This window comes from Rhizobium sp. 1399 (assembly GCF_031455475.1).
In the GTDB taxonomy this organism is placed as follows: domain Bacteria; phylum Pseudomonadota; class Alphaproteobacteria; order Rhizobiales; family Rhizobiaceae; genus Rhizobium.
Map to the genome: position 1 here is coordinate 97,187 of NZ_JAVDSU010000006.1, position 18,834 is coordinate 116,020.

Here is an 18,834-nt window from a genome sequence, read left to right on the forward strand (position 1 = left end):
AACATGCGACAGCAGAGCCCGCACTTAATGTCAATCAGTCCGACTCTGAGCGGTGCCATGGCACGCCGCTCGCGAATAAAGCGGTCATCCAGCGGATAAATGCTTCAGTTCTCGCCGGCGCAAACTCCCTGGAGGGTCGCACAAGATAGATTCCCTCGTTTTCAAGAAACCGCCAATCCGACAGCACCTGAACCAATGCGCCGTTCTCGAAATCGCGTGACATCAACCAGTCTCCGAACGCGACGATGCCGATGCCCTGCCTTGCTGCTTCGAGCAACGCACCGATGTCGTTCGAGCGATAGTTTCCATCAGGCAGGACTGTCTCGCTGAAACTGCCTTTCCGCAACTTCCATTCAGGAGATGATACCGGCCCCGTGTAGCGCAGCAGATTGTGAGCTGCTAGGTCCTTGGGAAGGCGAGGAGTTCCGCGCCGTTCCAGATAGCCTGGAGACGCGCCAAGAACGATCCGATGATCTGCAAGTTTGCGTGCGATCAACCGGCTGTCGCCGAGCGTTCCAAGACGAACCGCCGCGTCGAAGCCCTCACCGACGAGGTCGACGAAGCGCTCGGCGTAATCCACCTCGATATTAAGGCCAGGGTACTGGTGAGCAAAATCGGGCAGCGCAGGCGCCAGCCATTGCCGTCCCATGGCGGCGGGGAAAGCAAGACGCAGCCGCCCCCGCAATTCTGATCCACTGGCGGCAGCCTCCTGCTCGGCTTCGAAGATGGCGGCGGCGGCGTTCTCCAGGCGGTCGGTGAGGCGCGCCCCAACGTCCGTCAGGCGCACCCGTCTCGTCGTCCTCTCGAGGAGACGCACTCCCAGCCGGCGCTCGAGTGCGGCGATGCGCTTCGAAACGATCGTGGGGTGACGTGCAAGCGCCAGGCCGGCGGCGTTGAACGAGCCTGTTCGAGCCACGGCCAGCAAAGCTGAATATTCGTCCGCGCGACCTTGATCCAACTCCATACGACAACTTCCCCCTATTCTATGTCTATTGCTGCACCCTATGCAGTTATGTGCGGCGGCGCACGTGGTTTTCTCGCTTAGGGGAAAACGGATATCGAATAATCCGGCCTATTCCGATGGCCAATCCATCCCACCTGAACCTTGGAGTGATCAAATGACCCGCCTGGAAAGTTTTTGGGGTCTAAAGCCGAAATGGCATGCCATAGCTGCTGCCGCCGTCATCATTGGAACGACCGCGACGTTGTCCCGCGCAGCCGAGATAAAGACGGCTCCGCTTGTCGCAGGTCCGATTGTTGCCTCTGGAGCCAAGCTTGAGAAGCTCTTCGACGGCGGCTACTGGACAGAAGGACCTGCAGTTGGCCCGGACGGTAGGGTCTACTTCTGCGACCTAACTATGACTTTTGCCACAGGTATGGAGGCCGGCAACATCTGGTCTACGATCCTGTCACGGGTCAGACCGCGCTGTACCGCTCGCCGAGCGGTATGGCAGCCGGAATCAAGTTCGACCACGACGGCAACATGGTGGTCACCGAGGGTGCGGACTTCGGCGGTCGAAGTGTCATCCGGACCGACGCGAAAACCGGTCGCTCGACCATTCTTGCGGGCCTTTACAAAGGCCGACCCTTCAACGCACCCAATGATCTGGACATCGACGAGAGGGGGCGCATTTACTTCACCGACCCGCGCTATTTCGGTTATGAGACAATCGAGCAGCCCGTATCGGGCGTATATCGCATCGACCCTGATGGCTCCGTCCATCTTATTCTCGCTGACATAGCTCGGCCAAACGGTATTGCACTCTCGCCGGATCAGAAGACCCTTTACGTGGCCGAACTCGATCCTTTGCTCAGTGACTGGCGCATCGACAAGGTCCCGCAGGCGAGCGGAGCAATGCGTCTGCTGGCTTACGACCTCGCAGCCGACGGTTCGGCCAGCAATCAGAAAGTTCTCGTCGACTACGGGAAAGAGACTGGCCCTGATGGCATTGCGGTGGACTCGGCTGGCAACATCTATGCTGCGGTCTCCGCAGCCAGTCGGTTGGGCGTTAGAGTTTATAGCCCGGATGGAAAGGAGATTGCATTTGTTCCTGTGCCAGATGTAAGCGCGGTGACCAATATTGCACTAGCCACAGAGAGTGATCGGACCTGGCTCTACATTACCGCAACCAAGGGTCTCTACCGCATCGAGACAAGGATCCACGGAGAGGCGCGATAGTACGGGGCAAGGTCAGCCGACACAAACTTGGCTTCGTCTTGCCAGCTAACGACGAGCAGGTGCTCGGTAAGACGTCTCAATCACCGTTTGAAGACGATCATTTTCTCCGCCGTCATCTCGCGGGCGGTATAGGGAATGCCACCGACGCCATAGCCGGATGTCCTCCGGCCGGCGAACGGCATCCAATCGGTGCGGAAGGCACTGTGGTCATTGACCATGACCGCCGAGGCGTCGAGACGCTCGGCTGCGTCGAGCGCGACGGCGAGATCGCGCGTGAAGATACTGCTTTGAAATGCGACCGGCAGTGAATTTGCCTCGCGGATGGCATCATCAAGGTCGGCAAACGCAAATATGCAGGTGACTGGGCCGAATACCTCCTCGTGTGACACTTTCGATTTTCTCGGCGGATCGATGAGGATCGCCGGCGCCAGCGTCGTGTCGCTGAGGCGTCCACCTCCGATCAAGCGGGTGCCACCCGACGCTGCTTCCTCGACCCAGCTGGCGACCCGATCGGCTTCCTTCGGTTCAATCAGCGGGCCGACCTCGGTTTCGGCAAGGCGGGGATCGCCGACACGCAGTCGCCCGACGCGCTCGGCGAACCGTTCGACGAAGGCATCCCTGAGTGCCTCGTGGACATAGATTCGCTGGACCGAGACGCAGACTTGGCCCGCATGGTAATAGCCGCCCTTGGCGAGCGGCTCGATAATCGCGTCGATATCAGCGGTGCGGTCTATGATCACCGGCGCCACACCACCATGCTCGAGTGCGCAGCGCGTTCCGGGAGCCAGATTGGCCCGCAGGTGCCAGCCCACCGCGCTCGATCCGATAAAGCTCAGGAAGGCGACTCGCGGATCGCTCGCAAAAGCGCTGGACAGATCGCGGTTCTCGGGGAGTAGGGTCTGAACCCAGCCTTCCGGCATGCCGGCCTCATGGACGAGCTTTACCAGCTCGAGGCAGCAAAGCGGTGTCGCGGCCGCGGGTTTGACGATGACCGGGCACCCCGTGGCGATCGCCGGCGCGACCTGATGCACGATGAGGTTGAGGGGATGGTTGAACGCCGAGATCGCAGCAACGACGCCGATGGGTTCTAGGATCGTCCAGGCGCGCCGCCCCTCGCTGGCTGGGGTCAGCCCCATCGGTATCTCGGTGCCGCCGCGGGTGCGAAGCAGATCGGTGGCGTCGCGGATCCCGTCGATGGCGCGATCGGTTTCAACCAGCGCATCGGTGTAAGGCTTGCCCCCTTCGCGCGCAATGCGCATCGCGAACGTCTCGCGTTGCTGCAGGACCAGATCCGCAAGCCGATGCAGTACGGCTATGCGTTGGTGCGGTTTCAGCCAGCTGTCCCGATCTTCAAAGCGCTCGCGAGCGACGGTGAACTTGCGTTCGAGCGCGCTGGCATCGTCCGTCGGCAAATCGGCGATATGTTGGCGATCATAGGCTTGCACGACCTCAAGCATGGAGACCCTCCGGATCGGTTATTCTTCAAGCGCGACAGCTTCGAGAATGAGCGCGGAGCGATCCGCCAACGCAGGAACTCTGGCGAGATAGGCGTGGTAGTGCGGCGTCCGGCGGTGCGCTTCCGCCGCCTCGGCGTCACGATATAGCTCGTCGAGCACGTAGCGCTCGGGCAGTGCGGTATCCCGCCAGACATCCCAGCGCAGATTGCCCGGTTCTGCCCGACAAAGCGGCGCCATGCCGAGCAGCAACTCGCGCAGTTCTTCGGCTTTGCCGGGATGAGCCGTCAGGCTGGCCGTGATTTTCACCGATGATTGCGACATGGTGGTTCTCCCATGTGACGTTGCCGCTTCAGGCCGAAGCGGCAACGTCTCGCAAAGCTGCGAGCAGCTTTTTCCCAAGTTCACCTGCTGACGCCGGGTTCTGGCCTGTTATCAAGCGCCCATCGACGACGACGTGCGGCTGCCAGTTGGCAACCGACGAGTATTCCGCGCCCTGGGCTCTCAGCGCATCCTCGAGTTCGTAGGGCACGTCCTCGCGCGCATAGTCGTATTCTTCCTTCTTCGAGAACGACGTGAGCTTCTTGCCGTATACGAACGGTTTGCCGTCACCGATGTCGACGCCTAGCAGCGCGCAGGGTCCATGGCAGACGGCTGTCACGAGTTTGCCGGTCGTCCAGGCGCGGACGATTGCTCCCTGCACCTCAGCATTGCGCTGAATATCGACCATCGGCCCAAGTCCGCCGGGCACAAGAATGGCATCGTAGTCAGCAGCGTCGACCTCGCAGAGTTTGCGGCTGCGATTGAGCCGCCGAAAGGCCTTGCTCTCGAAGAACGCCTTCTGCGCGGGATCCTTCTCGTCATAGGCGTCGTAGGGCGTCCATCCGCCGACCGGCGAGGCGAACTCCACCGCAATGCCGGCGGCATCGAGCACATCGAACGGATGGGCGACTTCCGCAAAGAAGAAGCCGGTTTTTCGACTATGCGGTCCGATCACAGCCGCATTGGTGACGATGAACAGAACATGCTGGGTCATGATTGTCTCCTAAACATCTCGTTCGACTTGTTCTTTTGATGCACGGCATCAGAATGTGACGACCGCGCGCCCGACGACCTTGTTGTCGCGCATGAGATCGATGTACTCATTGATGTCATCGAACGAGATCGTCTTGATCGTGTGCTGGATCTTGCCCTCTGCGGCGAGCGCCATAACTTCGATCAGATCTGCGTTGTTTCCCCAGAACGAGCCGTGAAAAGTCTGCTCGCCGTGGACGCGTGGGAACAGAGGAACGTTGATCCGGTCGCCGATAAAGCCGACATCGGCATAGTGCCCGCCGATCGCGAGACGCGAGAAGGCGAGCTGCATCATCTCGGTCGCACCGGCGCAGTCGATGATCGCGTCGAATTTGTCCTGTCCGGTCGCCTTCTTGAGCTCCTTTCCCACCACTTCGGAGGACTTGCCTTCGATCGCGATGATGTGGTCGGCGCCATATTTTTTTGCGACCTGGAGTTTTTCCTCGTTCCTGGCGACTGCAACGACAGGGCCGCCTGCACCGAGCAGCTTGGCATACTGGACGGCGTAGGCACCTAGGCCGCCGATGCCGAATACGCCGATTACCCGGTCCGGGCCAAGCCCGCCGGCATCGCGGATCTTCTTGAGTCCACGATAGGGGGTAAGTCCGGCATCCGTCAGCGGTGCAAGTTGCTCGAACTTGAGATGCCTGGCGACCTTGATCGCATAACGAGCCGGCACCGGGATATATTCGGCAAAGCCACCATAAGGACCAAAGCCAGGCCAGCGGACATTGGGGCAGATGTGAGTGTTGCCGACTTGACAATGCTTGCAGACGCCGTCACCCCAGCCGGGTGACACGACGACGTGATCACCTTCCTCCAGGCCTGCAGCTTTGGCCACGACGCCACCGACCTTCTCGACCGTGCCAGTAATCTCGTGGCCGGGAATAACGGGGGGTGGAATATCGCCATAGCCCTGGAAGAAGCCATCGATCAGGAGCACGTCCGAACGGCACATGCCGCAGGCAGCGACCTTTACGAGGACCTCGTCAGGCTGAATGTCTGGAACCTTGATGTCCTCGAGTGTGAGGGGCTTCTTGTATTCAAGAATGCGCGCGGCTTTCATCACTGCCTCCTTCAGGGTTTTGGATCTTTTGCGATCGCCGCGGCCGCCGCCTCTGCGACCGCGATGTCCTGCTCGACCGAACCGGCACTGGTGCCGACGGCTCCGACGATCTGGTCGCCGATCGCGACGGGCAAGCCGCCGCCGAAAATGACGACGCGGCCACCGTTGCTCTGCTCTATCCCGAACAGAGGCGCTCCAGGCTGTGCCAGTTCAGCGAGATATTCGGTCGTCTTGTCGAACATCCGCGCCGTCTTCGCCTTACCGATGGCGAGATCGATGCTTCCTTCCAGCGCGCCGTCCTGACGCGAGAATGCGATCAGCGCACCACCCGCATCGACCACGGCGACATTGTAGGGAATGCCAAGCTCGGCCGCCTTTGCCTCACCGGCCTCAAGCATCCGTTTGGCGTCCGACAATGTCAGTGTGCTGAGCGCGCGCGGCATACCTTGTGTTCCTCGATAAATCCGGGTCCAGGCGCGGGCAGCCATGGCCAACAACGACCACCGGACGCTGGAAACCTGCTGAATGCGGGCGGGACCTTTGCGAACCTTGTCGGATCTCCTTCACCTGGTCAGCCCGCAACCTTGATATCACTGCGGCATCGACATGGCCGGTTAAAAAAGGTGAATCTGCTGGTATAAGACTATTAGGCTCGGAATCCATCTCGCGAGCCGCCGTCGTCAGGGCGGGCGTCTGCGACGCATCGCATCGTTACAATCGCAGCCGCGAAAGGAGGAATGGTGGAAGGGGTTGATGCGATCGATTCCACGACCTATTGCTTCGGCAAGTGCCGTTTCACGCCCGCGCGGCAATCGCTGCTTTGCGGCAATATCCCGATCCGCCTGGGATCGCGCGCCATGGATTTGCTCCACGCGCTCGTGCGTCGACCGGGCCAGGTCGTCAACAAGGACGAACTCTTTAAAGCGGCATGGCCTGGCCTGTTCGTCGCGGAGAGTAACCTCAAGGTCAACATTGCTGCTTTGCGTCGCGCGCTGCGGGCCAACGGCATTGACGTTCCCTGCATAGCGACCGTCCCCGGACGGGGGTATCGCTTCGTTGCACCTCTAACGGTGCTGAGTCCGCGCGAGTCGACTCTTCCTCCGTCGATCAAGGAGATCGACGGAGCGCTACCGCCGTCGAGGCCGCTGGTCGGGCGCGCCGATGCGCTTGCGGAGATTGCCGAGGCATTGCGCCAGACACGGCTGCTATCCATCGTTGGACCCGCCGGCGTCGGCAAGACAAGCATCGCGATCGCAGTCGCACGAAGCATCAGCGATACCGAGGCGCAGGCCGTGTGTTTCGTTGACCTAGCCGCGCTCGAGAACGGACAGTTCGTCGCCGTGGCCATCAGCCGTGCGCTCGGCATCGAAAGCAGCCCAATCGACGCGCTAGATGGTCTCGTTGATGCGCTGAGCGGTCAGAACCAGCTTCTAGTCCTGGATAATTGCGAGCACCTCTTAGCGACCGTGGCCGGCATAACAGATCACCTGACCCACGCATTGCGCGGGTTGACAGTCATCGCGACAAGCCGCGAGCCGTTACGATGCAGGTTCGAGATCGTCCATCGGCTTTCCCCTCTTCGGTGTCCACCCGAGGACGCAATTCTCGATGCCGGATCGGCAATGGTCTTTTCGGCGATCGAATTGCTGGTTCGACGCGCGGAGGCACATGGCTATCGGCTGAAGGACGCGGATGTCCCTGCGCTGACGAAATTGAGCCAGCGTCTCGATGGTATCCCGCTGGCGATCGAACTGGCGGTTCCACAACTCCCGGCCAACGGTCCTGCGGGGCTGCTGCAAATGCTTGAATTTGATTTCGAAGCGCTTGCCTCGCGCGGAGATGGCATGGACCGGCACAAGACGCTCACCGCGACGCTCGACTGGAGTTATCGGCTGCTCCCGGAGAATGAAGCCCGGCTACTCCGTCACCTTTCCGTTTTTGGTGGCACCTTCGCGCTTGACGATGTCATCGACGCCTTTGGCCATCTGGCGAATGACCAGGACGTCACCGCGTGGCTGGAAGCCCTCGCGGTCAAATCCATGGTGTCAGTCAATTACACGGGGAGGCGTCGCCGTTACCGGTTGCTCGACAGTACCCGAACCTTCGCCAACAAACGGCTCATAGGGCAGGGCGAGCAGCAGGCGGCCATGATCGCGTATGGCCGCTTCATTCTTGCGCTGTTCGAAAGGGCGGAAGTGGAATGGACGTGGCGGCCGCGTGAAGATTGGGTGGCGCTCTACGGCGGCTGGAGCGCTGACCTCCGCCGCATGATCGATTGGGCCTATGGTTCGGATGGGCAGGCCGAGCTCGGGGTACGGCTGACTGTTGCTGCCTTGCCGTTCTGGGTCGAATTCTCGACAATGGCGGAAAGCGGAACACGCGTCGAAAAGGCGCTGTCGGCGTTGGACGACCTGTCCGGTGATCACCTCCTGCTCCGGATGAAGCTGGTTGCCGCGCATGGTTGGAATCTTTGTTATCGCTATCCTTTCGATGACGAACTCGAAGCGACTTGGATGAGGGGGTTCGAGCTCGCTTTAAAAGCCGGAAGCGTGGAACACTGTCTTCGAACCAAGATGGGCCTAGCAATGGTCCAGACCGCCATGGGCTTTCATCAAAGGGCGTTTGAAACGATTGCCGATCTCCGCCGCTTCATGGCGTCCATAGACGATTATTCCGCGGCTCCCAATGCCGATCGGGAGTTGTTTACCTGCGAATTCTATCAAGGGAACATCAAATCCGGACATGCGGGTCTCGAGCGCCTGGCTCGCGAGCACGCGACTTTCGGCAATCGTGGTCAGACCTCGAGGTTCCAGATCGACAGGTTCGTCAATTTCCGAAATCATCTTTCGTTGTCCACTTGGGTAGTCGGCCAGCATCGGCGTGCACTTGAGATTGCGGAGGAAGCACTGAACGCCGCGCTGACTTTGAACCACGACTTGTCTTGCGCGCATTCGCTGGCAGTCGCGGCCACGCCCATAGCCTTGCTATGTGGGCGAATTGATTTAGCGCAGGAGCGAGCATCGATGCTGGCCGAGCGCCTGAAGACCCGCCAGATCGACACCTGGCCGCCGTTTGCCCGCTTTCATCAGGCAGCGATCGACGCTGCGCGCGGAGACGTGGAGGCGATCCAACGGTTGAGGGAAGCAATCGCCGCCATTCGCGACTGCAATTTTCTGATCCATTTACCCCTGCGGTATGTGATGCTCGCTCACGCGGCGCTTTCGCATGATAAAGTCGCGGTTGCTCGCCGGAGCATCGATGAGGGCATGAACTACAGTCGGCAGCGTGGAGACCGTTGGTGCGACGCCGAATTTCTGCATCTTCGAGGCTTGATGTGCTGGCGGGATGGAGATGCAGACGGCGCGATGCGGCACCTTCAGGAAGCGATAGACCTGGGTCGTGAGTGTGGCGCCTTCGGATTTGCGCTGCGCGCCGCAACGAGCCGTGTCAAGCTCGCGAACGAAATCGGCGTTCCCGCACCGGCCTTAGCAGAGCTGAAAGACATGAGCGATCGTTGCGACAGTAGCGGCAGCACGGATATTACCGCGGCACATGATGCGCTGAGGTCAAATCATGCTCAAATGACATGAGCATCTGGCCAAAGCAGATGTTCAACTGTCCGTTGCTGAGGCCGCCGAAACCCTCGAGGCCGAACGTACGATCAAGAGCAAGGCTGGCACCACGGAAACAACCACGATTGCAGGTTGGAGGGCGTTGCCGGTGTCAGGCAACAGTCCGGCGATAATCGGCACGAGGGTCGGTCCCGTCGCTATTCCGATGATCGCAGAAATCGTGATCGACAACGCGACCGTCGTTGCCCGCATGTTGCCCGGGACGCACTCCTGCATGGTAACGCGGCCAACGACCGAACCAGCCACCGAACCGGAGACCCATATCGAAAATGCGATACCTATTTGAAGACTTGACGAACTAAAGGCAATCAAACCGCGGAGTGTTTCCTCTAAAACTCCACGTTTATGGACGGGTTCGGCAGCTCAGCTCACTGACATGGTCGCTTGAAAGGGCAAAACTCATGCATTGGTACCCGGCAGGCCGAATGCCTGCTGAAAATACCGGCGAAAGGCATGCATAGCGGGTGTGAACTCGATATTGGCGCGCCAAGCGAGACCAACGTCCATCGGTGGCACGGGATCCTTGATATTGACGGTCTCGATCCGCCGGCCCTCCAGCGACCAGGGGCGGTGCACCATATCAGACAGGATGGCGACGCCGAGGCTGTTGGCAACCATCGAGCGCACGGCCTCGATCGACGAGGTGCGCAGCATCACCCGCGGCTGATAGGGCGTCGTGCTCCAGTACTTCAGCGATGAATAGGCCGCCTCGTCTACGGTCAACATGATATAGGGCTCCTCGGCGATATCCCGCAAACCGACGCCCACGCGCTTCAGCAGCGGATGCTGTGCCGGCACCCAAAGCCTGCGGATGGACCGCAAAAGCGTTTCCGTGGTGAGGGCGCTGTTGAGGATATTCGAGGTCAGCAGCACCGAAATGTCGTAGCGGTTGGCAAGCAGGCCTTCCTCGATCGACTCGCGGTTCACCTCGTAGAGTTGGATTCGGAGCTTGGGATAGAGCCGGCGCATGCGTTCGATGTGGAGCGGCAGGAAATAGCCGATAACGGTGTAGGTTGCTGCGACCGTCAGATCTCCTTCGAGATCGCCGCTAACATAGTTCAGATGCGTTGCCTCATCGACCTTGGCGAGGATCTCGTAAGCATAGGAAAGAAACTGCCGGCCGGCGGCGGTAAGCTCCATGCCCTGCGGCGTGCGGATGAAAAGAGAAACGCCGATCGATTTTTCCAGCTCCTTGATTGCAGTCGTCACTGCCGACTGCGATATCGAGAGCTGTGTGGCCGCATAGGAAATCTGTCCCTGTTCGGCCGTTGCGACGAAATAGCGGAGTTGCCGGAAGCTGAGGCTCATCGTCTATATCTCCCATCGAAATATCTGAAATCGGCGTAAATAAATCTGATCGAGTGCATTTGTTTCGTGCTCGAGCCTCGCGCATTAGAGGCAAAATCTAGCCAAGCTATTGAACTCTACCACTTATCTGTTGCCTGAGATTTAGGCGCATGTATCTGATTTATCGATAATGATGACCTAAAAATTGAATTTTTCAAATCCTGTTTTGTCGCGTAGCGTTTTACCAAAGGACAAAAGCGGATAGACAGTTTGAAGAGCATCATCGACATCAACTGCGATATGGGAGAAGCCTTCGGCCGCTGGCGGATCGGCGATACGAAGGATTCGCTGCTGATCTCCCACATCAGCTCGGCCAATATCGCCACCGGCTTCCATGCCGGCGATCCGAATCTCATCAACGAGACCGTGGCACTTGCCGCCGCCCATGGCGTCGGGGTCGGCGCCCATCCCGGCTATAACGACTTGCAGGGCTTCGGTCGCCGCAAGATTGTCGGCAGCAGCAAGGAGCTCGTCAACGACATCATCTATCAGGTGGGGGCTCTGCGCGAGTTCGCCCGCCGCCACAGCGTGCCGGTGCAGCATGTCAAGCCGCATGGAGCGCTCTACATGGAGATGGCGGTCAATCCGGATTTGGCGCAGATCTTCGTCCAGTATATGCGCACCGTCTCGCCCAACGCCTTTGTCTTCTGCATGGGCGGTTCGGCGACGCACAGGGCAGCGCTTGATGCGGGACAGCCGGTCGTGCGCGAGTTCTATGCAGATCGCGACTACAACGACAGCGGCTCGATCGTCTTTACCCGCGATGCCGGCCGTCCCGATCCGATGGTGCTGGCCCAGAAAGTGCTGCGCGCCTGCCAGGAGGGCAAGGTCCGCACGGTCACGGGCAAGGACATCGACATCGAATTTGAATCCATCTGCTTTCATTCCGATACGCTCGGCGCGCTCGATATCGTTCTAAGCGTGCGCGAGCTGCTGGTCGGCGCCGGTATCCGGATCGCGCCGGTGTCGCAGATCCTTGGCCATTAGACTTTGCGGAGACCGACCATGAGCAAGATTGAAATCCGTTCACCACTCCCGGGCACCTTCTACCGGGCTTCCGCGCCGGATGCGCCGCCTTTCAAAGCGGATGGCGACGATGTCACCGAGGCCGATACGATCGGCGTCATCGAGGTCATGAAGACATTCCAGGAGGTTCCAGCCGGTGTTGCCGGCAAGGCGATTACCTTCCTCGTCGACAATGAGGAGCCTGTCATGGCCGGACAGGTCATCGCGGAGGTCGTAGCATGACGATCGGCTCGGTGCTTGTCGCCAATCGCGGGGAAATTGCGGTTCGCGTCATCAAGGCGGCGAAGGCGCTCGGCATCCGGACCGTGCAGGCGTATAGCGCAGCAGACACGGACATGCTGGCCGTGAAGTTGGCCGATGAGGCGGTAAACATCGGCCCGCCGGCGCCCAAGAAATCCTATCTGAACATCGAGGCGGTCATTGCCGCCGCCAAGGCGGCCGGCGTCGATGCCGTGCATCCGGGCTACGGCTTTCTGTCCGAAAACGGCGACTTCGCCGATGCGGTGCGCGATGCCGGCATGATCTTCATCGGCCCGCCCGGCGATGCGATCCGCACGCTCGGTGACAAAGTGGCGGCGCGGCAGGTGGCAAAACGTGCGGGCGTACCAACGGTGCCCGGCAGCGACGGGCGGGTCGCCGGGCTCGACAACGCGCGTTTGCTCGCAGCCGAGATCGGTTTTCCTGTCATGATCAAGGCGGCGGCGGGCGGCGGCGGACGTGGCATCCGGATCGTCGGCAACATCGCTGAGTTGGAGCAGCAGTTTCCGTTGGCTTCGGCCGAGGCGCTGGCCGCCTTCGGCGACGGCGGACTTTATATGGAAAAGGTCATCAGCCGCGCCCGGCACGTCGAGGTGCAGATTTTCGGCGACGGACGGAATTTCGTGCATTTCTTCGAACGCGAATGCTCGTTGCAGCGGCGGCGCCAGAAGGTGTGGGAAGAGGCACCCGCCTTCCTGCTGCCTGCCGACATGCGCGAACGGCTTTGCATGAGCGCCGTGGCGCTGGCGCGCGAGGTCGGCTATCGCGGCGCCGGCACGGTCGAGTATCTTTACGACGCCGAAACGGGCGCCTTTTATTTCATCGAGGTCAACACCCGCATCCAGGTCGAGCATCCCGTGACCGAGATGATGACCGGGTTCGATCTGGTGCAGGAAATGTTCAAGGTCGCGGGTGGTGCGGCCCTGTCGGTCGCACAGCGAGACATCGTGGCCCGCGGCCATGCGATCGAGTGCCGCATCAATGCCGAGGACCCATTCAAGGCCTTCCAGCCATCGCCGGGCACGATCACGTTGCTGTCCGTCCCGGAAGGAGAAGGGATCCGCTTCGATACGATGCTCTATGAAGGCTACACGATCCCGCCCTTTTATGATTCCCTGCTCGGCAAGCTCATCGTGCACGCGCAGACACGCGAGACCTGCCTCGAAAAGCTCGCCACGGCGCTCACAGCACTGGCGATCGAAGGCGTACCGACGACAGTGCCGATGCACCTGGCACTCGCCCGTGACGCAAGTGTCGCCAAGGGTGCCGTTCACACTCGCTTTCTCGAACAATGGCTGGAGCAGGATTTTCCCGCACTGGCCGGCCGGACCCAGGAGGTTGCCTGATGCCCGCACGATATACGTTTGGCGGTGACGAACACCTCTTCGTCGAGTGCAGCAACGAGATGTCGCTAGAGGCATTCTTCAAGAGCCTGTCCATGGCGAGAGCGGTCCGGGAAAGCCAGATCAAGGGTGTTAGCGAGATCTGCCCGGCCAACGCGTCGTTCCAGGTGAGGTTCAATCCCGATCTCATCAAGCCGGACGACATCCTGCGGGAGGTCAAGGCGATCGAGGGCGTGGCGGAAAATTCCGAGCCGGTCCTGAAGACCCGCATTATCGAGATCCCGGTCTTCTACAATGATCCGTGGACGCATGAGACGCTGATGCGTTTTCGTGAGAGGCATCAGGAGCCCGGCGGAACGGATCTCGACTATGCCGCGCAAATCAACGGCTACGGCGGCGTCGACGATTTCATTACCGCACATGCCGGTTCTCCCTGGTTCGTGTCGATGGTCGGGTTCGTGGCTGGGCTGCCCTTCATGTACCAGATGGTAGAGCGGCAGCGGCAGATCGAAGTGCCGAAATATCTGAGGCCACGCACCGATACGCCCAAACTGACGGTCGGCCATGGTGGCTGCTTTAGCTGCATCTATTCGGTGCGTGGCGCCGGCGGCTACCAGATGTTCGGCGTCACGCCGATGCCGATCTTCGACCCGACGCAGCAAACGAGTTACCTGCGCGATTTCATGGTGTTCTTCCATCCCGGCGACATCGTCAAGTTCAAGCCGGTCGATCGCGACAGATACGACACGGCGGTCGAGCAGGTCGACAAAAGGCTCTTCAGCCCGCCGATCCGTGAGGTCCGGTTCGATCTGCGCGAATTCAGCAAGGACATCGACGGTTACAACGCCGCACTGGAGGGCATTCTCAATGACCATTAAGGTGCTGCACCCGGGATTATCGACGAGCGTCCAGGATCTCGGCCGTCCCGGCTATTTCCACCTCGGCATCCCGATCGGTGGTGCCATGGACCGCTACGCCATGCGTGCCGCCAATCTGCTCGTCGGCAACGAGGAAGGGGCAGCGGGTCTGGAGGCGGTCTTCATGGGGCCAAAGCTTGAATTTGCCGAGGATCGGCTCGTGGCCGTCACCGGTGCCGACATGCCGGCCAAGGTCGACGGCGTGGCGCAGCCCGGCTGGACCGCTTTCAAGGTCAGGGCGGGCCAGGTGTTGAGCTTCGACTTCCTGAAATCCGGCGCGCGCATCCTGATTGCGGTCGCAGGCGGTATCGACGTGCCGGAAGCGCTTGGCAGCCGATCCACCTATCCGATCGGTGCACTCGGCGGCTACAAGGGCAGGGCACTGATGGCCGGTGACGAACTGCCTGTCGGAAAAGCCGACCTTGCCGAAGACGGAAAAAGCGTCACCGAAGAGTTGCGCCGTAACGTAGCAACGCCGGCTGAGCTTCGCGTACTGCCGGGGCTCTACTGGGACCGGCTGACCGATGCGGCCAAGGCAAGCTTCTTCGCCGACGAATGGAAAGTGGCGCCTGAGGCCGACCGCATGGGCTACCGCTTTCGTGGCGGGCGCAAGCTCGAGTTCCTTGACCGCAAGCAGCCCTTCGGCGCCGGTTCCGATCCGTCGAACATCGTCGATAGCTGCTACCCCTACGGCTCGATTCAGGTGCCGGGCGGGACGGAGCCGATCATCCTCCATCGCGACGCGGTCTCGGGCGGCGGCTACTTCATGGTCGGCACCGTGATTTCGGCGGACATGGACCTCATCGGTCAGTTGCAGCCGCATACGCCGGCGCGGTTCGTCGAGGTAACGATGGACCAGGCGCTGAAGGCGAGGGCCGATCAGGCGAAGCTGCTCGACCGTCTCCGCCAAAGCTTATCATGAGGTGACGATGATGGCTGGCCGATCACTCGACGCGCGTCAGGTAATCGGCGGTCACGCTCGGACCGGGAATGATGGCGACGATCTTCATCTGGGCGATCATGCGCTTCATGGAGGCGTCGAGATGCGTCTCCAGCATGGCGGCGGCAGCGTCGACGGCGCCGCGCATGAGAAGCTCGACGATAAGCCGCATCTCGGTAATGGCGGTCGGATCATCAGGCAGGCCGAGATGACGCAGCAGCCGCTCGGCAGCGTTGACGGGGAGCAGGTTGTTGCGGATCAGCTCCCGTGTCTTCTCGTTCGACGTCGTCAGCACGCAGATGTCGATCATCTGTTCCTGAAGCTCCTCGAGTTTCTCCAGGTGGTCGACCGGCTGCGAAGCTTCGAGACCGGCCAGGCGGGTGAAGAGTTCGGTCAGGCGTTCGCGGTCGACGGCAGTAGCGCCAGCCTTGAGCGCCGAGGGCTCCAGCATGCGTCGGAGCGTGAAATGATCCTTGATCGTCTGGGCCGTGAGCGGGCCGGCGATCCAGTGGGAACTCTGGTTCTTCCGGACGAGGCCACGTTCCTGCAGACGGCTCAGGACGTCGCGTACAACCGTACGGCTGACCTTGAAATGATTGGCGAGCTCGATCTCGATGATGCGGTACTGGCCGAAGACGACGCAGCCGGCCACGTCGCGCTCCACCGTATTGTAGATGCGCGCCCAGGACGAGCGGCTCTGCAGCGCCTCGTCGGCATGTTGGGCGATGACAAGGCCGAGGGACTTGATATCAGTGCGGTTTGGGACGAGACCCGCATCCTGCGGACCGACCAGGAAGCCACGTCCCTGGAAGCGGTGGACGAGGCCGTCCGCCTCCAGACGAAGCAGGGCGCGCTGCACCGGTGCGCGGGACGTTTGGAGAATGTCGGCGATCGGCCCCTCGAGCAGAACCAGACCCAGTGGCAGCCGCCCGCCGACGATATTGTCTCGCAGGATGTGCTCGGCAATCTCGTACCGACGCTGGGCCGTCTGTGCTGGGAGATTGCGTATCATGAGGCGGGGCATCCTCCATCCAAGAGCGGATGGCAATAAAGCGGGAATTCTCTTTAGTCCATTTTGATAGTTCAGACTATGGCAAAATAAATGTCTTTTGCATACCAAAATTGCATTTGTGAGGTGATGCTGAACGATGTGGTGCATCACGGCCATCCCGACCATTCTGCGTTGCAAATGGTCTAGACGGCGCGAGCCGCTGCACGACAACCGCGCATTTGGTGCAGAAATACGCGATTTTCAGCGGAAAAATGCTCAAAAACTGCGCAGGTTTGACGCGGCTTCGGATGCGTCGCTGTTCGCCCTTCCTCTCATCCAGTGCCGCCGCGCGTTGACGTATCCAAAAGGCCGGTTGTTTTAGAAAAAAGTCTATTGAATACAAAAATCATTTATGTCATCTATTCAGCATAGGGATGCCGCCAGAAGCATTCCCGAGGTGAACGACAAAAAACGCCAGACTGCCGATCGATTTCCGCCGCGTGCTTTGCTGCACACGAACGGTTCCGTCTGCCGTTTCGCAAGGCGCGACGGCAGGGCGGGCGATCCGTGCCTGGCGCCAAATGGAGAGGCTCTTGTCTTCGGTTCTCAAGCTCGCAGGTGTCACCAAGACCTACGGTGTGCTGAACGCGCTCGCCGGCATCGACCTGTCGCTGCCGAACGACAGCTACGTTTCTCTTCTGGGGCCGAGCGGATCGGGAAAGACGACACTGCTGCGCGTCATCGCCGGCTTCGAGCAGCCGGACCTCGGCACGGTCATGTTCAAGGGGCAGCGGATCGAGACAATGCCGCCGCATCTGCGCGACATCGGTTTCGTGTTCCAGAATTTTGCCCTCTTTCCGCATCTGTCGGTCTCCGGAAACATTGCCTTCGGACTGGAAAATCGTGTCGAAAACCCCATAACCGATCCCGCCATCGTGCAGGCCCGGGTCAAGGACATGATCGCGCTTGTCGGTCTGTCGGGCCTGGAGGATCGCGGCGTTGCGCAGATTTCCGGTGGCCAGCGGCAGCGCGTGGCACTGGCACGCACGCTCGTCACCGAACCGTCGCTGGTGCTGCTCGACGAACCGCTTGGCGCGCTCGACGCCAATCTTCGCGCCCGCATGCGCGGCGAACTCAGGCTGATCCGCGAGCGCTGCGGCGTTACCTTCCTGCACGTGACCGGCAGCGAGAGCGAAGCGCTTGCCATGGGCGACATGGTGCTGGTGCTCGACAGCGGCCGAATTGCGCAGGCGGCAGACGCCGACACGATCTACAACCGACCGAAATCGCTGTCGGTAGCGGGCTTCCTCAACTGCTACAATCTCTTCGAAGGCCGGCTCGCCGGCGAGAGTTTCCTCGGGCCTTACGGTGCCTTCCCCCTCGACGACCAGCCGCAGTTCCGCGATGACCGCACCGGTTACGCCATCCGCTACGACCGTGTCGCGATCCGCCCGGCCGAAGCGCCGGTCGGCGACGACGAGGTGAAGATCGAGGCGACCTTCGTCGCCGACGAATATTCGGGCGCCGCGATCAACTCCTTCTTCTCGCTCGATGACGGCCGCGTCTTCGAGGTGGAATCGCACCTCAGTCGGAGCAAGCCGCCGTCCTGTACGCCTCACTCGCGCTACGCGCTCGTCTGGAAGCGCCGGGATGCCCTCGTTTACGCCTGACACTCTTGCCGCACAACGCGGGACGGGAGACTGATTGATGTCGATAAGTGCCACAACAGCCGAGACCGAAAGCGTCGTGAAACCGGTCAAGAAGGCATCCAGCAAGACGCTCTGGCTGTTGGCGCCGGGCGTCATCTGGATGCTGCTTTTCCTGGTGACGCCGATCATGATGATGGTCTACGTGTCCTTCTGGACGCAGACGACCTTCAAGATCACGCCTGATCTCACCATCAAGAGCTGGGTCACCTTCTTTACCACGGACACCTATCTCAGCGCTCTGTGGACGACCGTCAGGATCTGGTTGATCGTGCTCGTCTCGACGCTGGTCGTCGGTTACCCGGCAGCGCTCTATGTCGGTCTCTTCGTCAAGAACAAGACGATCCAGACGGCACTTCTCGTTCTCTGCGTCATCCCCTTCTGGACCTCTTTCCTGATCCGCGTGCTCGCCTGGCGGCCGATGCTGGGCAAGGAGGGGGCGATCAATCTCATCCTGCAGGGTCTAGGCATCATCAACCAGCCGATCGAGGTGCTGCTGTTTTCCGAGCTCTCGGTCATCATCGGCATGACGCAGATCTATTGTGTCTTCATGGTCGGGCCTATCGCCTTCATGATGGGCCGCATCGACCAGAGCGTCATCGAGGCGGCGCAGGATCTCGGTGCCGGCTTCTGGCGCATCTTCCGCACCATCATCCTGCCGCTCACCATGCCGGGCGTGGTGGTCGGTGCAATATTCGTCTCCGTCATGGTGCTCGGCGAGTTCGCGACGGCGGCGGCCCTCTCCGGCCGCAAGGTGAACCTTCTCGGCAACATCATTGTTACCCAGGTCGGGTCGCTGAAATGGGCCTTCGCTGCCGTCGTCGGCGTCGTGCTCACCGTGCTCATGGGCATTGTCGTCGCCGCGCTGCTGCGCGTCGTCGACCTCAGGAAGGAGCTCTGA

At 60.6% G+C, this 18,834-nt stretch carries 17 protein-coding genes; 9 read left to right on the forward strand and 8 right to left on the reverse strand.

Going from position 1 to position 18,834, the window contains the following annotated elements; all coding sequences use genetic code 11:
* Nucleotides 1-34: 34 nt before the first annotated feature.
* A complete protein-coding gene (locus J2X71_RS19845; protein WP_310384162.1) occupies nt 35-964 on the reverse strand; it encodes a LysR family transcriptional regulator in 930 nt (309 codons plus the stop codon).
* A gap of 429 nt (nt 965-1,393) precedes the next feature.
* On the opposite strand from J2X71_RS19845, the gene J2X71_RS19850 reads away from it, so the two are divergent.
* Nucleotides 1,394-2,179, forward strand: a complete 786-nt coding sequence (locus tag J2X71_RS19850) for an SMP-30/gluconolactonase/LRE family protein (protein ID WP_310384715.1) — start codon at nt 1,394-1,396, stop codon at nt 2,177-2,179.
* An 80-nt stretch (nt 2,180-2,259) separates the two neighbouring features.
* On the opposite strand, the gene J2X71_RS19855 is transcribed toward J2X71_RS19850, so the two are convergent.
* The 5 genes from J2X71_RS19855 to J2X71_RS19875 are packed head-to-tail and all read right to left on the reverse strand — an operon-like array spanning nt 2,260 to nt 6,216.
* Nucleotides 2,260-3,636 (reverse strand): aldehyde dehydrogenase family protein, encoded by a 1,377-nt coding sequence (locus J2X71_RS19855; protein WP_310384164.1) that lies wholly within the window; start codon nt 3,634-3,636, stop codon nt 2,260-2,262.
* 18 nt (nt 3,637-3,654) lie between these two features.
* Entirely contained in the window at nt 3,655-3,957 is a 303-nt protein-coding gene (locus J2X71_RS19860) for a putative quinol monooxygenase (protein ID WP_310384167.1), read from the reverse strand.
* A gap of 28 nt (nt 3,958-3,985) precedes the next feature.
* Entirely contained in the window at nt 3,986-4,669 is a 684-nt protein-coding gene (locus J2X71_RS19865; RefSeq protein WP_310384169.1) for a type 1 glutamine amidotransferase domain-containing protein, read from the reverse strand.
* A 48-nt stretch (nt 4,670-4,717) separates the two neighbouring features.
* On the reverse strand, nt 4,718-5,773 hold the full coding sequence (locus tag J2X71_RS19870) for an NAD(P)-dependent alcohol dehydrogenase (protein WP_310384171.1): 1,056 nt from the start codon (nt 5,771-5,773) through the stop codon (nt 4,718-4,720).
* Between the two features lie 11 nt (nt 5,774-5,784).
* Nucleotides 5,785-6,216, reverse strand: a complete 432-nt coding sequence (locus J2X71_RS19875; protein WP_310384173.1) for a heme-binding protein — start codon at nt 6,214-6,216, stop codon at nt 5,785-5,787.
* 294 nt (nt 6,217-6,510) lie between these two features.
* On the opposite strand from J2X71_RS19875, the gene J2X71_RS19880 reads away from it, so the two are divergent.
* A complete protein-coding gene (locus J2X71_RS19880; protein ID WP_310384174.1) occupies nt 6,511-9,363 on the forward strand; it encodes a winged helix-turn-helix domain-containing protein in 2,853 nt (950 codons plus the stop codon).
* 441 nt (nt 9,364-9,804) lie between these two features.
* On the opposite strand, the gene J2X71_RS19885 is transcribed toward J2X71_RS19880, so the two are convergent.
* Nucleotides 9,805-10,713: a LysR family transcriptional regulator gene (locus J2X71_RS19885; RefSeq protein ID WP_310384176.1), complete on the reverse strand. Its 909-nt coding sequence runs from the start codon at nt 10,711-10,713 to the stop codon at nt 9,805-9,807.
* A gap of 249 nt (nt 10,714-10,962) precedes the next feature.
* Between J2X71_RS19885 and J2X71_RS19890 the strand changes: the two genes are divergently transcribed.
* The 5 genes from J2X71_RS19890 to J2X71_RS19910 are packed head-to-tail and all read left to right on the forward strand — an operon-like array spanning nt 10,963 to nt 15,218.
* A complete protein-coding gene (locus tag J2X71_RS19890) occupies nt 10,963-11,739 on the forward strand; it encodes a 5-oxoprolinase subunit PxpA (RefSeq protein WP_310384178.1) in 777 nt (258 codons plus the stop codon).
* An 18-nt stretch (nt 11,740-11,757) separates the two neighbouring features.
* Nucleotides 11,758-12,000 (forward strand): acetyl-CoA carboxylase, encoded by a 243-nt coding sequence (locus J2X71_RS19895; RefSeq protein ID WP_310384180.1) that lies wholly within the window; start codon nt 11,758-11,760, stop codon nt 11,998-12,000.
* Nucleotides 11,997-13,382: an acetyl-CoA carboxylase biotin carboxylase subunit gene (locus J2X71_RS19900; protein ID WP_310384182.1), complete on the forward strand. Its 1,386-nt coding sequence runs from the start codon at nt 11,997-11,999 to the stop codon at nt 13,380-13,382. Before J2X71_RS19895 ends, J2X71_RS19900 begins: the two co-directional genes overlap by 4 nt.
* Nucleotides 13,382-14,257 (forward strand): carboxyltransferase domain-containing protein, encoded by an 876-nt coding sequence (locus J2X71_RS19905; RefSeq protein ID WP_310384183.1) that lies wholly within the window; start codon nt 13,382-13,384, stop codon nt 14,255-14,257. The genes J2X71_RS19900 and J2X71_RS19905 overlap by 1 nt, the downstream gene beginning before the upstream one ends.
* Nucleotides 14,247-15,218: a biotin-dependent carboxyltransferase family protein gene (locus J2X71_RS19910; protein ID WP_310384185.1), complete on the forward strand. Its 972-nt coding sequence runs from the start codon at nt 14,247-14,249 to the stop codon at nt 15,216-15,218. Before J2X71_RS19905 ends, J2X71_RS19910 begins: the two co-directional genes overlap by 11 nt.
* A gap of 22 nt (nt 15,219-15,240) precedes the next feature.
* Here the strand turns inward: J2X71_RS19910 and J2X71_RS19915 are convergent, their stop codons facing one another.
* Complete coding sequence (locus J2X71_RS19915; protein ID WP_310384187.1) at nt 15,241-16,260, reverse strand: GntR family transcriptional regulator; 1,020 nt, start codon at nt 16,258-16,260, stop codon at nt 15,241-15,243.
* 548 nt (nt 16,261-16,808) lie between these two features.
* Here J2X71_RS19915 and J2X71_RS19920 point away from each other — a divergent pair.
* Nucleotides 16,809-17,897, forward strand: coding sequence for an ABC transporter ATP-binding protein (locus tag J2X71_RS19920; protein WP_310384189.1), 1,089 nt, complete (start codon nt 16,809-16,811; stop codon nt 17,895-17,897).
* 37 nt (nt 17,898-17,934) lie between these two features.
* Nucleotides 17,935-18,834 carry an ABC transporter permease gene (locus J2X71_RS19925; protein WP_310384191.1) on the forward strand — a complete coding sequence of 300 codons (900 nt, stop codon included), beginning with the start codon at nt 17,935-17,937 and terminating at the stop codon, nt 18,832-18,834.